The 12,943-nt window shown below is 68.3% G+C and carries 12 protein-coding genes and 1 pseudogene; 6 read left to right on the top strand and 7 right to left on the bottom strand.

The annotated features are described in order from the left end of the window. Positions 1-105 precede the first annotated feature (105 nt). The 3 genes and pseudogenes from IM632_RS06625 to IM632_RS06615 all read left to right on the top strand — a co-directional run bounded on the left by IM632_RS06625 (position 106) and on the right by IM632_RS06615 (position 2,363). The gene (locus tag IM632_RS06625) at positions 106-915 is read left to right on the top strand and encodes a UDP-2,3-diacylglucosamine diphosphatase (protein ID WP_296480045.1); all 810 of its coding nucleotides are present in this window, start codon (positions 106-108) and stop codon (positions 913-915) included. Between the two features lie 47 nt (positions 916-962). Next, positions 963-1,157: pseudogene (locus IM632_RS06620) on the top strand (helix-turn-helix domain-containing protein); the annotation flags it as partial. Positions 1,158-1,268: 111 nt separating this feature from the next. Then, the gene (locus IM632_RS06615) at positions 1,269-2,363 is read left to right on the top strand and encodes a glycosyltransferase family 1 protein (RefSeq protein WP_296480053.1); all 1,095 of its coding nucleotides are present in this window, start codon (positions 1,269-1,271) and stop codon (positions 2,361-2,363) included. Between the two features lie 79 nt (positions 2,364-2,442). Here the strand turns inward: IM632_RS06615 and IM632_RS06610 are convergent, their stop codons facing one another. The 5 genes from IM632_RS06610 to phnC all read right to left on the bottom strand — a co-directional run bounded on the left by IM632_RS06610 (position 2,443) and on the right by phnC (position 7,596). Beyond that, positions 2,443-3,492 carry a substrate-binding domain-containing protein gene (locus IM632_RS06610; RefSeq protein ID WP_296480046.1) on the bottom strand — a complete coding sequence of 350 codons (1,050 nt, stop codon included), beginning with the start codon at positions 3,490-3,492 and terminating at the stop codon, positions 2,443-2,445. 110 nt (positions 3,493-3,602) lie between these two features. Beyond that, positions 3,603-4,844 (bottom strand): porin, encoded by a 1,242-nt coding sequence (locus tag IM632_RS06605; protein WP_296480047.1) that lies wholly within the window; start codon positions 4,842-4,844, stop codon positions 3,603-3,605. A 98-nt stretch (positions 4,845-4,942) separates the two neighbouring features. Next, a complete protein-coding gene (gene phnE, locus IM632_RS06600; RefSeq protein WP_296480048.1) occupies positions 4,943-5,746 on the bottom strand; it encodes a phosphonate ABC transporter, permease protein PhnE in 804 nt (267 codons plus the stop codon). A gap of 3 nt (positions 5,747-5,749) precedes the next feature. Beyond that, a complete protein-coding gene (phnD, locus tag IM632_RS06595; RefSeq protein ID WP_296480049.1) occupies positions 5,750-6,805 on the bottom strand; it encodes a phosphate/phosphite/phosphonate ABC transporter substrate-binding protein in 1,056 nt (351 codons plus the stop codon). Continuing rightward, complete coding sequence (gene phnC, locus IM632_RS06590; protein ID WP_296480050.1) at positions 6,802-7,596, bottom strand: phosphonate ABC transporter ATP-binding protein; 795 nt, start codon at positions 7,594-7,596, stop codon at positions 6,802-6,804. The genes phnD and phnC overlap by 4 nt, the downstream gene beginning before the upstream one ends. Positions 7,597-7,835: 239 nt before the next feature. Here phnC and IM632_RS06585 point away from each other — a divergent pair, with 239 nt between their 5' ends. Both IM632_RS06585 and IM632_RS06580 read left to right on the top strand, forming a co-directional pair. Further along, positions 7,836-9,089, top strand: a complete 1,254-nt coding sequence (locus tag IM632_RS06585) for a type III PLP-dependent enzyme (protein WP_296480051.1) — start codon at positions 7,836-7,838, stop codon at positions 9,087-9,089. A 96-nt stretch (positions 9,090-9,185) separates the two neighbouring features. After that, a complete protein-coding gene (locus IM632_RS06580) occupies positions 9,186-10,247 on the top strand; it encodes a deoxyhypusine synthase (RefSeq protein ID WP_296534567.1) in 1,062 nt (353 codons plus the stop codon). Positions 10,248-10,274: 27 nt separating this feature from the next. Here IM632_RS06580 and IM632_RS06575 read toward each other — a convergent pair whose 3' ends face one another. After that, a complete protein-coding gene (locus IM632_RS06575; RefSeq protein ID WP_296479944.1) occupies positions 10,275-11,045 on the bottom strand; it encodes a molybdopterin-binding protein in 771 nt (256 codons plus the stop codon). Then, positions 11,042-11,815, bottom strand: coding sequence for a cytochrome b/b6 domain-containing protein (locus IM632_RS06570; protein ID WP_296479945.1), 774 nt, complete (start codon positions 11,813-11,815; stop codon positions 11,042-11,044). The genes IM632_RS06575 and IM632_RS06570 overlap by 4 nt, the downstream gene beginning before the upstream one ends. Positions 11,816-11,919: 104 nt before the next feature. Between IM632_RS06570 and IM632_RS06565 the strand changes: the two genes are divergently transcribed. Beyond that, positions 11,920-12,852, top strand: coding sequence for a thioesterase family protein (locus IM632_RS06565; protein WP_296552145.1), 933 nt, complete (start codon positions 11,920-11,922; stop codon positions 12,850-12,852). The last annotated feature ends 91 nt before the right edge of the window (positions 12,853-12,943 follow it).

The following is a 12,943-nucleotide window of genomic DNA, read 5'->3' as shown; positions in this document are numbered from 1 at the left end:
TCCCCTCCTTCCCGCCTTGGCAATCCCCGGGGCCAGCGTCATCCGATTGACACGCAATCAGCTTAGCGAGCGCGCACAAACCGCGAACTCGGGGGTCGATTGACGATGTCGCAGAGCGATCACAGGTACCGGACCGTCTTCATCTCTGACGTCCACCTGGGCACGAAGGGATGCCAGGCCGAGCTTCTCCTGGACTTCATCCGGACGGCGGAGTTCGACACCCTCTACCTGGTCGGTGACATCATCGACGGATGGAAGCTGCGCAACGGCTGGTACTGGCCCCAGGCCCACAACGACGTGGTCCAGAAGATCCTCCGCCTGGCGCGCAAGGGGGTGAAGGTCATCTACGTGCCCGGCAACCATGACGAGGCGGCGCGGGACTTCATCGGCCACCGTTTCGGCGACGTGCTCGTAGCCCGCGACGCCATCCATGAGACGGCCGATGGCCGGCGCTTCCTGGTGACCCACGGCGATGAGTTCGACGGCGTCCTGCGGCACGCCCGCTGGCTGGCCTTCGTCGGCGACTGGTCCTATCGCTCGCTGCTCAGCATGAACACGGTCTTCAACCGCTTTCGTCGGCGGATGGGCTTTGGTTACTGGTCGCTGTCGGCCTACCTGAAGCTGAAGGTCAAGAACGCCGTTCAGTTCATCGAGAACTACGAGGAGGCGGTCGTCGAGGAGGCCCGCAGAAGGGGCGTCGACGGCGTGATCTGCGGTCACATCCACAAGGCTGAAATTCGCAGGTTCGACGACATCCTCTACATCAATGACGGCGACTGGGTCGAAAGCTGCACAGCTGTCGCCGAAAGGGACGACGGGGAGCTGGTGCTCCTCGACTGGAGCCGGACGCGCTTGGCGCCGCGCCACACCGCACGCCCGCTTGTTCTGGAGCCCGAGTCCAAATTCGCCGCCTGATCCCAAATCCTTGACTTTGCGCCGGATTTGGCGACAGTGATTTTGTCATGCCGCCATTCCGGACACTTTCTGAAGGCCTGTCCAGAGGCCAGCAAAAGGCCCAGACCGAGGCGCGGATCCTCGACGCCGTAAGTCGCCTTCTTGAGGATGGGCGGCTGGATGAGGCCTCCTACGCAGAGATCGCCAGGCTGGCGGGGGTGGGCGAGCGCACGGTCTATCGCCACTTCCCCACCCGCGACGCTCTGATGGGCGCCTTCTGGGCCCGTCTCCAGACCGAAGGGATGCCGCCGCGCAAACCCTCCATGCGCCGGGTCCGGGAGAGCGTCCGCACAGAGATCGACGGCCGCAGGCCCATGCGGATCCTCATCGCGACAGACGCCTGGGAGCCCCAGGTCAACGGGGTGGTGCGCACCCTGACCCGGGTCATCGCCGAGATGCAGGCCATGGGCCACACGGTGGAAGTGATCTCACCGGAGCAGTTCCGCGGCTTTCCCCTGCCGACCTATCCCGAGATCAAGGTGGCGGTGGGGGCCTACGAACCGGTGCGCGAGCGGTTCAAGGCCTTCGAACCCGAGGCCATCCATATCGCCACCGAGGGGCCCATTGGCCTTGCGGCGCGGCGGATCTGCGTGGAGTGGAAGCTGCCCTTCACCACGAGCTACCACACCCGCTTCCCGGAGTACGTCTCGGCGCGCCTGCCCCTGCCTCTTTCGGCGGGCTACGCCTACATGCGTTGGTTCCATAAGCCGTCTGGCCGGCTGATGGTGGCCACGCCCACCATGCGCGACGAGCTGGAGCAGCACGGCTTCAGGAACATCACCGCCTGGTCACGGGGTGTCGATACCGAACAGTTCCGACCCCGGCAGGACGGCGATCCCGACGTCTACGAGGGCCTGCCCCGTCCCATCTTCCTGTCCGTCGGCCGGGTGGCCGTGGAGAAGAACATCGAGGCCTTCCTGGCCCTCGACCTGCCAGGCTCCAAGGTCGTGGTGGGCGACGGGCCCCAGCGGGAGGATCTGGAGGCCCGGTATCCCGGCGCCGTCTTCCGCGGCGCCCGGTTCGGGGACGACCTGGCCGCCCATTTCGCCGGCGCCGATGTCTTCGTCTTTCCCTCCCTGACCGACACCTTCGGCCTGGTGATCCTGGAGGCTATGGCGACAGGGACCCCGGTCGCGGCCTATCCGGCGCCCGGGCCGATCGATATCATCCCGAACTCCGGAGCCGGCGTCCTGGCCCTGACCGCCACGGAAGGGCTTAGAGAGGCCTGTCTTGAGGCCCTGAAGCTGGACCGGGCGGCTGTCCGGCGTTTTGCCGAGGGGTTCTCCTGGAAGGCCTGCGCCGAGGACTTCGTCCGCAACCTGCAGCCCTGGCCAGAACCCGAGAAGACCCGGTTCTGGCGCCGCCTGCGCCGACTGACCCGCCTGCGGCGCCGACGCGACGAGGCCTGATCCGGCCCTGACCCGGCAAAGAAAAGCGCCGCAGACCCTGAGGTCTGCGGCGCAGGCGCCAATGGCGGACGGCTGCGGGTCAGGCTGCGGGTCGGCCCATCGGGGTCAGGGTGCGGACGGCGGCCTTGTTGGCCTCATGCTGCGCGGCAGGGAGCGGGATCAGTCCACGGTCTTTCAGGTAACCGCCGCGGCCCGTGGCGGCGTCGGACACGAATTCGGCGACATACTCGCGCAGGCCCCTGGTGACGCCCAGATTGGATTTCTTCACATAGATGAAGAGCGAGCGGGAGAGGGGATAGGAGCCATTCGAGATGGACGCCAGGGAGGGCTTCACGCCGTTCACGGGCGCGCCCTTCACCTTGTCCATATTCTCCTCCAGGAAGGACCAGCCGAACACGCCGATGGCCCCGGGGGTCTTGGTGAGGGTCTGGACGATGGCGTTATCGTTTTCGCCGGCGTCGATCCAGCCGTCCTTGCGGAGGGGATGCACCATCTCCTTGAAGCGCCTCTCGTCCTTGTCCTTCAGGGCCTTGTTGGCCGGATACCTGAGAGCACCGGCCTCGATGGCCAGCTCCACGAAGGCATCCCGGGTGCCGGAGGAGGGCGGCGGTCCGTACACCAGGATCCGATTACGCGGCAGGCCGGAGCCCACCTCGGACCAGGTCCTGTAGGGGTTGGTCTCATACTTACCGTAACGCAGAACCTTGGAAGCCAGGCCGAGGTAGAGCGTACTTGGAGAGAAGGCGTAGTCCGGACCGTCCTTGTCCAGGGCCACCACGATGCCGTCGAAGCCGATCTTCAGCTCAATGATATCCTTCACGCCCTTGGCCGCGCAGGCGTCGAACTCCGAGCGCTTCATCTGCCGCGAAGCAGTGGCGATATCCGGGAAGCCGTCGCCGACGCCCGAGCAGAACAGCTTGATGCCGCCTCCGGTGCCCAGGCTCTCGATCTTGGGCGCCTTCATCCCTGTCTTGCGGGCGAATTGCTCTGAGACCCGCGTCGCGAAGGGAAACACCGTCGACGACCCGGCGGCCCAGACATAGTCGCGGGCGGCGTGGGCGGGAGCGGCGCCGAGGCCTGCAGCCAGGACCAGGCTGGCGGTGGCGACGGGGAGGAAGCGTTGGGTCATGGGACGGGTCTCCTGGATCGGAAGGTCCCGGTCTTCAGGACGGCCGGGCTGCGCGTGAGCGAAGACAAGGCTGGCTGTCTAACCGGGTTGTGTGACAGTTTGGCGACGGCTCAGAACTCGTACTGGGCGCGAATCTGGAACTGGCGGATCTCCAAGTCAGCCTGAGGCGGGGCGTGGTCCACCCGGGCCTCGGAGACGTTCAGCACGACTCGATAGCCCGGCTCGGGCCGCCAGACGGCGCCGAGCGTTGCGCCGCGGTAGTCGCCCGCCCGCCGGGCGGCCTGGACGCCTGTCGGGGTCGCGGCCGAGTCGCGCACATCCGTCAGGTCGGCGAAGTCGTATCGGGCGAGCAGGTCCAGGGACCCCAGGCCGCCCTTCGATAGGGGACTCCGCACCTTGGGCGCCATGACCAGGGCCCTTTGGGAGTCGTAGCCGCGCGCCTCGCCCGTGACATTCCAACCTGCGAAAACATAGCCGGCGGTGATGACCGGATCGCTCCCGGCGGCGGCGCGGGGACTGCGGTCGGCGCCGAGACGCGCCGCCTCGGCCTGGATCCAGAAGGGTCCGTACATCCAGGCCGCCTCGACCGCCACGGTCGAGTCGCCCTCGGAAAAGGACCCCGAGCCCAGCCAGTCGCCGGACTTGCCGACCGAGGTTCCGGGCCGGGCGGAATAGCTCCGGGGCCCCGCGTCACCGAAGTCCCGGGCCCGGACCCAGCCACCTAGGTGAAGCCGACCGCCCTCTCCCGCCGGGAGGCTGCCTGCGACCCTGGCGGTGGCGGCCCGTCGGTCACGAGCCCCGGCGGCGGCGGTCCCGTCGAAGTCGAGGCCCAGGTTGTTGAAGGTGTCGCCCTGGAGGGCGAACGTCGTCACCAGGGCGCCCGCGGTGAACCTGACCTGCATGGAACTCGTGAAGGGGTCGGTGATGAGGTCGCCATAGGGCCCGCGCTCCAGGAACGAGATCGCCCTGGTGGAGGTCAGGTTCTCAAGGCCCGCCGCCTTGAGGTTGCCGGCGGCCAGGAGAACGTTGGGCGTAACCCTGTACTCAAGCGCCACCTCGTCCCAGATGAAGGCGTCGTTGTTCGAGGCGCCGCCTTCGAATCGCAGGGTCAGGCGGTCGTTGAACTTGGCGTCGAGTCCCAGGAAGGCCTGCCGGACGCGGACAAGGTCGATCCGTGCGTCGGCCGCGCCGGAGGGCGAGACCACCTGATTGACGGAGTCCACCAGCAGCCGGCCCTTCGGACGGACCTGGACGCCGGCGATCTCCGCCGCTGCGGCGGACGTGACCGGGAGGAGGAGCCCCGCCGCGAGAACGAAGGCTGCGGCGAGCGGAAGGGTGCGATGCGGGGTCAATCTGCGTCTCCGGGGCGACGCGGGAATGCGACGCTTTCGTGACGCCTCCTAGGCGGTGACTGTGACAGTTGGATGACAGGACCGTGACGGCCCAGGCCTCAGAGCAGTCTGGCGCGGATCGTCTGGCTCAGAAGGTCAATCAGGGTGACAGCGACAACGATGACGATCGAGATCGCGGCGGTCAGGGCGTAGTTGAAGCTGTTCATGCTGTCGAAGAGGATCTGGCCAATACCGCCCGCGCCGATCAGGCCCAGCACGGTAGCGCTTCGGCTGTTCGATTCGAACCGGTAGAGGGCGTAGGAGGTCCACAGCGGCGCGACTTGGGGGATCACGCCCCAGACGATCTCCTGCAGGCGGGCCGCGCCCGTGGCCCGTACGCCCTCCACAGGGCCCTTGTCGATGGCCTCCACCGCCTCGGCGAACAGCTTGGCAAGCACCCCCCCGGTATTCAGGGCCAAAGCCATGACCCCGGCGAAGGGGCCCAGGCCCACGGCGACGAGGAAGGCGGTGCCGATCACGAGGTCGGGGACCGATCGGATCAGGTCCATGAGCCGGCGGACCGGGAGCTGGATGAAGGCGGGCGTAACGTTCCGGGCGCCCAGCAGCCCCATGGGGACGGCGAACAGGATGGCCAGCGCCGTTCCCCAGATCGCCATCTGGATGGTCAGCCACATCTTCTCGATGAGGTCGCGCCAGTTAGAGAAATCGGGGTTCACGAAGCCGGAAGCGAACTGCCGCATGTTCTCGGAATTCGAGAACAGCAACGGGAACTTGGCGATCTCCGCCGATCCGAAGGAGGAGATCAGCAGGAGGATGATGCCCCCCCAGAGGACGAAGTCGAAGACCTGCTGGCCAAAGGGCTTTGTGGGTGGCGACAGAAGGGGTGCGGCGGCCTGGGTCATGAATCAGGTCGCGTCCTGGGACTGACCGGTGCGGGCCTGAAGGGCGGCCTCCTCGGCCTTGACCCCCTCGAGGGCCTTGCGGGCCTCGGCGATACGGCGGGGATCCCCGCTGCGTTCAGCCTGGAGGAGGTTCTCGGTCGCCTCCATCTCGCGGACCCGCAGGAGGTGATTGTCATCGGCAGGCTTGAAGCCGCCGATGGAGATCTTGGCCAGGAGGCCCCTCTGCCGTTCCGCCTCCGGACCCTCGCCCTGGGCGTAGGTCAGGAAGAACTGGCGCAGCTTTTCCTTGATGGCCGGGTCCAGGTCCTTGCGCCAGACGATGGGGTCCTCGGGCAGTCGCGGAGATGTCCAGACGACCCGGACCTTGTCGCCGAGGGTGGGCTCGCCCTTGGCCGCGCGCTCGACGTCGCGCTCGCGCTGCAGGCGCAGGCTGGTGGTGTTGCCCGTGGCCGCGTCCAGGACGCCGTTGGCCACGCCCACCAGGTTGGTGTTGTGATTGGCCGACTTCAGGGTCTTGAAGCAGGTCTGGATGTCGATGCCCTTGGGCGAGAACAGGTAGGTCTTGGGCGCCAGGGTCCCCGAGGTCGACTTGGCGTCGCCGATCCCGAAGTTCAGCGTCTTGTCGCAGCGGAGGATGTCCTCGAGCGTTGTCTTGCTCTTGGACGGGACCAGGATCACGGAGTTGTAGCCGTCGTCGCCGCCCGGGTCGAAGGTCCGGGCGAAGACCTCGCCGTCGGCGCGGCGGATGGCCTCGAGCCCAGAGAGGTTGGTGAACCAGCCGAAGTGGGTCTGCTTGAACCTCATGGCCTCCACGAGGGCGGTGTAATTGGCGCCGATGTAAGGCTCGATCTTCAACCCCGTGGCCTTCTCCATGTCGGCGATGATCGGCCGCCAGAAGGTCTCGAGACTGGAGGCGCTCTCAGGCGCCACGATGGAAAACTTCAGGACGCCGCTGGAGCCGTCGGACGGCGGGGTCGCCTTGGGTGTGCACCCGGCAAGGGCGGCGGCGCCGGCGAAGGTCAGCAGGCTGCGACGGTTCCATGGGGCCTTGGGGGTCATTTCGGGGCTCCTTCCCAGAAGACGTCCTCGAATTCAGGGCCGTAAATGTCGATCAGCCGGTCCTTGTCCAGGCCTTCGGCGGGTCCGTCATAGACGATGCGACCGGCCTTGAGGGCCACCACCCGGTCGCAATAGCGCAGGGCGTAGTCCACCTGGTGCAGGGTGACCACCAGGGTCAGACCGTCCGTCCGGTTCAGGTCGCGCAGAATCTCCATCACCCTGCGGGCCGAGACCGGGTCCAGAGAGGCGACGGGCTCGTCCGCCAGGATGATCTTCGCCCTCTGCACGAGTGCGCGAGCAATCGCCCCTCGCTGCTGCTGGCCCCCGGACAGGGTGTTGGCCCTCTGCGCCGCATACTCTGCAACGCCGACGCGGGCGAGGGCGGCCATCACCGCAGCGGAGGTCTCCGAGGGCCAGGCGCCGAGGAGCCCTCGCAGGAAGAGAATGCGGCCCAGCGACCCCAGGGCGACGTTGGTGAACAAAGAGAGGCGGCCGACCAGGTTGAACTGCTGGAAGATGAACCCGATCCGGATGCGGGCCTCGCGGACGCGCGACGACAACTTGCCGGAGGACTGGACCGGGGCCCCGAACGCCTCGATCACCCCGGCGCCCGGATCAATCACCTGCAGACCGGAAATCGATCTCAGGAGGGTGGACTTGCCTGAGCCCGAAGGACCGATCAGGGCGATCATCTCTCCCCGCCGCACGTCGAGGGAGACGTCATCGAGGGCCCGCCGGGTCCCGAAGGTCCGCGACACGTTCCGGATCGACAGAACCGCTTGCTCGGCCATCAGTGGCGTTGTCCCCGTTTCCGCGAAGGGGTCGCCCGGCGACCCTTTTCCGGCGCTTCTTCGCACGGCGCAGCGGCGCCGGTCCAGCCTGCAGCAGACGACGCCCCGACCCCGGGGAGAATTGTCACTTTACAGGGGGGGCCTGAAGCCCTAATTCGCTCCGCTCCGGCGGACCCGATGTCCTCAAAAGCGCTGCTAACGCCGGATTGGGTTCAACAATCCGTTGGGGGTTGCGTGAGGTGCAGACGTACCATACGCCCCTGGACCTGGTCCGTGAGCGGTCGCCTGAGCATCCCGTCGCCATTGCGCGACCGGCTGCGGCGGCCCTAGCGGCCCACTGGTTCCAGGACAATTTCAAGGGCGACGTCTTCTATGCGGTGAAGGCGAACCCGTCTCCGTGGGTCATCCAGGCCCTGGCGGGGAACGGCGTCTCCGCATTCGACGTGGCTTCGGTTCCCGAGATCGAGCTCGTGCGCGCCCATGCGCCCGACGCCCGGCTCGCCTTCATGCATCCGGTCAAGAGCCGGGCGGCGATCCGCGCCGCCTACTTCGACCATGGCGTGAGGACCTTCGCCCTCGACTCCCATGAGGAGCTGGAGAAGATCCTCGCCGTCACCGAAGGCGCGCCGGACCTGAACCTGATCGTCCGGCTCGCCGTCCAGGCGGACGGAGCGGCCTATTCCCTGGCCGGCAAGTTCGGCATCGACCCGCACCAGGCCCCGGCCCTGTTGCTCGCCGCCCGCCGGGCGACCCAGGATCTGATGGGCGTCTCCTTCCACGTGGGCAGCCAGTGCATGCGGCCCACCGCCTATAGCGCCGCCATGGCCCAGGCCTCCCGCGCCCTGGTGCGCGCCGGCGTCCTGGCGGACGTGGTGGATGTGGGCGGCGGCTTCCCGTCCATCTACCCGGGCATGACTCCGCCGGCGCTCGACGACTATTTCGACGCCATCCAGCGCGGATTCGCCGACATGATGGTGCACGAGACCACCGAGCTCTGGTGCGAGCCCGGCCGGGCCCTCGTGGCGGAGGCCTCGTCCATCCTGACCTGTGTGGAGCTGCGCAAGGGCGACGCCCTCTACCTGAACGACGGCGCCTATGGCGGCCTGTTCGACGCGGCGCACGCCCGCTGGCCCTTCCCGGTCAAGGCGATCCGGTCGGCCGGCGGCGAGGTCCGCGAGATGGAGGGCGCCCTGCGTCCCTTCCGCTTCTATGGCCCGACCTGCGACGCCATCGACCACATGCCCGGTCCTTTCTGGCTGCCCGAGGACGTGGGTGAGGGCGACTTCATCGAGATCGGCATGCTGGGCGCCTACGGCGTGACCATGGCCACACGGTTCAACGGCTTCGGCGCCATCGAGACCGTCGCCTGCGAGGATGCGCCTGCGGCCTCCATGTTCGGCCTCGCCCGGCGTTCGATTCCGGCTCCGAGGTCGGAGACCCAGAACGTCGTCCGGTTCTCGAAGGCGCGCGGTCGCAAGCGCCGGCGGAAGTAAGTCGGGAGACGTCAAGACTGGCGCGGTCGGTCGCTCCGTCCCGGCCGCGCCCTTTCCTTTGCGACGGGCGCTCACCTCTCCGGAGACCTGAAGAGAATGAACGCTGAGACCCCCAAGACCAACCGCAAGGAAGAGCTGCTGTCGGCCAAGGTCGAGCATGTGGCCATCGACCAGTACGACGCCCGTCCGGTGATCGACGCCATGCGCGGCATGAGCTTCACCAGCCGCGACACCGCCCGCGCCGCCGACATCTGGTCCATGTCCCTCGAGGACGACGACTGTTCCACCTGGCTGACCCTGGCGGGCTCCACCAGCGCCGGCGGCTGCATGCACATCTACCGGGACATGGTGAAGTACGGGATGATCGACGCCATCGTCTCGACCGGCGCCTCCATCATCGACATGGACTTCTTCGAGGCCCTCGGCTTCCGCCATTACCAGGCCAAGTCGAACGTCGACGACCGCGATCTGCGCGCGCTCTACATCGACCGGATCTACGACACCTACATCGACGAGGAAGAGCTCCAGAAGTGCGACGAGGCGATCTACGAGATCGCCAACATGCTGGAGCCCCGTCCCTATTCCAGCCGCGAGTTCATCCTCGAGATGGGGCGCTGGCTGGCCGCCGGGAACGCGCGCAAGCCGGACTCCCTGATCGAGACCGCCTACCGCGAGGGCGTCCCGATCTTCTGTCCGGCCTTCACCGACTCCTCGGCCGGCTTCGGCCTGGTCAAGCACCAGGTGGAGCGGATGAAGGCGGGCAAGCCCTACCTGACCATCGATTCCATCGCCGACTTCCGCGAGCTGACCGACATCAAGCTGGCGGCGGGGACCACGGGCCTCTTCATGGTCGGCGGCGGGGTGCCCAAGAACTTCGCCCAGGACACCGTGGTCTGCGCCGAGATCCTTGGCCACGAGGCCGAAATGCACAAGTACGCGGTCCAGATCACCGTGGCGGACGTGCGGGACGGCGCCTGCTCGTCCTCGACCCTCCAGGAGGCCTGCTCCTGGGGCAAGGTGGATGTGACCTGGGAGCAGATGGTCTTCGCCGAGGCCACCACGGTGGTCCCGCTGATCGCCTCGGACGCCTGGCACCGCGGATCCTGGAAGACCCGCCGCAAGCGGCGCTGGGCCGACCTGTTCGCGAAGAAGGGCTGATCCGCCCACCGGGGGCGCGGGGGTTATTCAGATCCCCGCGTACCACTCATAGCCGCGGTCCTCCCAGAAGCCGCCCTTGCCGCCTGAGATGTGGCTGTAGTCGGCGACCGCCTCGATACGCCGGATGTACTTGGCGTGCTTGTAGCCCAGCTGGCGCTCGACCCGCAGGCGTACCGGCGCGCCGTGCGCAACGCTGAGCGGCGCCCCGTTCATCTCGTAGGCCAGCAGGGTCTGGGGGTGCAGAGCGTCCACCAGGTCGATGCTCTCGTAATAGCGCCCGTCCTCGCCGGCCTCGGGGTCAAGGTTGTCAAAGCAGTGGAAGACCAGGAAGCGCGCCTCGGGCTTCAGCCCGGCCTGCGCGAGGACAGGAGCGAGGCGGGCGCCGGTCCACCGGGCGATGGCGGACCAGCCCTCCACGCAGTCATGGCGGGTGACCTGGCTGCGCGAGGGCAAGGCCCGCAAAGCAGCGAGGTCCAGGGACAGCGGGCGCTCCACCAGGCCATCCACGACAAGGCGGTAGTCCGCGAACCCGCCGGCCGCCAGGGCCCGGTAGGAGGGATCGGCCGGATCGATGGAGCCGTTGGCGCGGAAGTCGGGGGAGATGGCGCTGTCGGGGTACTCCCGGGCCAGGGTCCGCCGGTCGAAGAGCACCCTGTGCAGACCGAGGTTCAATCGCTCGGCGCCCCTGAGCCCGGCGCGCACGGCGGGATCGCCGGCGATCCGGTCGCAGGCTGAGACCAGGGCGGCGGCGCCCGCGGCGGCCAGTCCCCTCAGCCAGGTGCGGCGCGAAGCGGTCATGGTCGGGTCTCCCTTTCGCCCAGCGTCATGCCCCGGAGCCGCCGGAGGGGTTTGTGGAGCAGCAGCATGAAGAGATGCGCCCCGATGAAGAGGACGAGGAGGCAGGCGCCCAGGAAATGCGCCGAGCGCGCGGACTGGCGGCCGCCGAAGATATCTCCCGTCCAGGGGGCCGCCGCATGAACGGCGGGCGACATGGCCAGCCCCGAGACGATCATCGCCGGCAGCACCAGGACCACAACGCTCAGATAGGCCAGTCGCTGGAGGAGGTTGTAGCCGCCCGCCTCCGGCAGGCGCAGGGTCAGGTGGGCGGCAAGGTCGGCCAGCACCGCCCGCGGCGCCAGCATGGCCCGGGTCGGAACCAGGCTGCGGCGCAGGCGCCCACCGGCGAAGCCGACGACCAGGTAGGCGGTCAGGCCCAGGCCCAGCCCCCAGGCCGCCGCCAGGTGCCAGTTCCGGCCCGTGGCCAGGGATCGGTAGCCCGGCAGAGTCGCCCAGGCGGGAAAGGCGCGTTTCTCAGCCTCCCCCGGGGGACCGGACCAGCCCAGAACGCCCGTCGTGTCGAACTCGCGCCCGCCGATCCGCAGGTACCCCTCCATGGCCTCGCCCCTCTCCCGGGCGCCGATCTCCAGCCAGGGGGAATCGAAGCGCGAGACCTCCCCGGTGTACAGGGCGGGGTGGGCGTTGAAGATCTGCAGACCGCTGGGCAGCAGCAGGAAGACCGAGGCGGCGATCAGGGCGTGGGTCAGGCGCGTCCAGGGCCCGGGGCGCAGGGCGGCTGCGGCGTCTGAACTGGCCGGGTCGGGCGACAGGACGTAACCTCCGGAGAATCGGACGCGGCGCGGGCGCTGCGGGAGCGCAAAAGGGGGCGAGACGCTTGGACAGGACCGTGGAGGTGTGGAGCGGCGGCGTCAACACCTGGGAATGCGACGAGATGGGGCACCTCAACGTCCGCTTCTGGGTGGCCAAGGCGATGGAATCCCTGGCGGGCCTGACGCGCCTGATGGGCATGCCGGACGCCTTCGCCCGCAGCGGCGGCGCCACCCTCGTCATCCGCGACCTGCACATGCGGTTCCTGCGCGAGGCCCGGGCGGGCGCCTGCCTCTGGGCCTCGGGCGGCGTGGTCGCCCTGGGGGAGACCGACGCCGACCTGCTGTTGGTCCTGCGCCACGCGGATGGAACGCCGGCGGCCACCTTCCGGCTCCGGGCCGGGCACGCCACGGCGTCCGACTTGCGCCCCTTCCCCTGGCCGCAGCGCATCCGCACCGCCTGTGCAGCCCTCATGACAGAGGTCCCGGACTTCGCCGCCCCGCGCAGCATCAACCTGTCGCCGGTCACCGAGAGCCGGGCGAACCTGGCCTTCGCCGAGCGGACGGGCATGACGCGGATCGGCCTCGGGACCGTCCGCGCCGATGAGCTCGACGTCTTCGGACGGATGCGCCCGGAGATGTTCATTGGCCGGGTGTCCGACGGGGTGGCCCGCCTGTTCGGACCGACCCGTCCGGGGCCGGACGCCGCGCCGGGCGATCCGCCCCAGCGCATCGGAGGCGCCGTGCTGGAGTACAGGGTGGCCCACCATGGCTGGCCGCTCGCCGGCGAGCACGTGGAGGTCCGCTCCGGTTTCGCCGACTGCAACGCCCGGACCCGCCGGGTCTTTCACTGGATGGTCGACCCGGTCTCAGGAAAGCCCTGGGCCAGCGCCGAAGCCGTGGTGATCAGCTTCGACCTCGACGCCCGCAAGGTGGTCGACATCTCGGAAGCCGCCCAGGCGGAATTCCGCAGCCGCGCCATCCCCGGATTGGGTCTCTAGCCGACCAGGTCCAGGAGGGTCGACCGGACCAGGTCCGGCCGCTCCATGGGCAGGAAGTGGGTGGTCCCGGGGATGACCTCCAGCCGGATCC

Origin of the sequence: Phenylobacterium sp. (assembly GCF_020402505.1) — a bacterium.
Taxonomy (GTDB): domain Bacteria; phylum Pseudomonadota; class Alphaproteobacteria; order Caulobacterales; family Caulobacteraceae; genus Phenylobacterium.
The sequence above is the reverse complement of the archived record's forward strand: the minus strand, read 5'-3'. Positions and strand labels throughout refer to the sequence as shown.

What these genes read in the sequence shown, in the direction of transcription:
- IM632_RS06610 (WP_296480046.1), bottom strand. Translation starts at nt 3,492, where the DNA reads ATGACCCAACGCTTCCTCCCCGTCGCCACCGCCAGCCTGGTCCTGGCT.
- phnC (WP_296480050.1), bottom strand. Translation starts at nt 7,596, where the DNA reads ATGGCCGAGCAAGCGGTTCTGTCGATCCGGAACGTGTCGCGGACCTTC.
- IM632_RS06615 (WP_296480053.1), top strand. Translation starts at nt 1,269, where the DNA reads ATGCGGATCCTCATCGCGACAGACGCCTGGGAGCCCCAGGTCAACGGG.
- IM632_RS06580 (WP_296534567.1), top strand. Translation starts at nt 9,186, where the DNA reads ATGAACGCTGAGACCCCCAAGACCAACCGCAAGGAAGAGCTGCTGTCG.
- phnD (WP_296480049.1), bottom strand. Translation starts at nt 6,805, where the DNA reads ATGACCCCCAAGGCCCCATGGAACCGTCGCAGCCTGCTGACCTTCGCC.
- IM632_RS06575 (WP_296479944.1), bottom strand. Translation starts at nt 11,045, where the DNA reads ATGACCGCTTCGCGCCGCACCTGGCTGAGGGGACTGGCCGCCGCGGGC.
- IM632_RS06625 (WP_296480045.1), top strand. Translation starts at nt 106, where the DNA reads ATGTCGCAGAGCGATCACAGGTACCGGACCGTCTTCATCTCTGACGTC.
- phnE (WP_296480048.1), bottom strand. Translation starts at nt 5,746, where the DNA reads ATGACCCAGGCCGCCGCACCCCTTCTGTCGCCACCCACAAAGCCCTTT.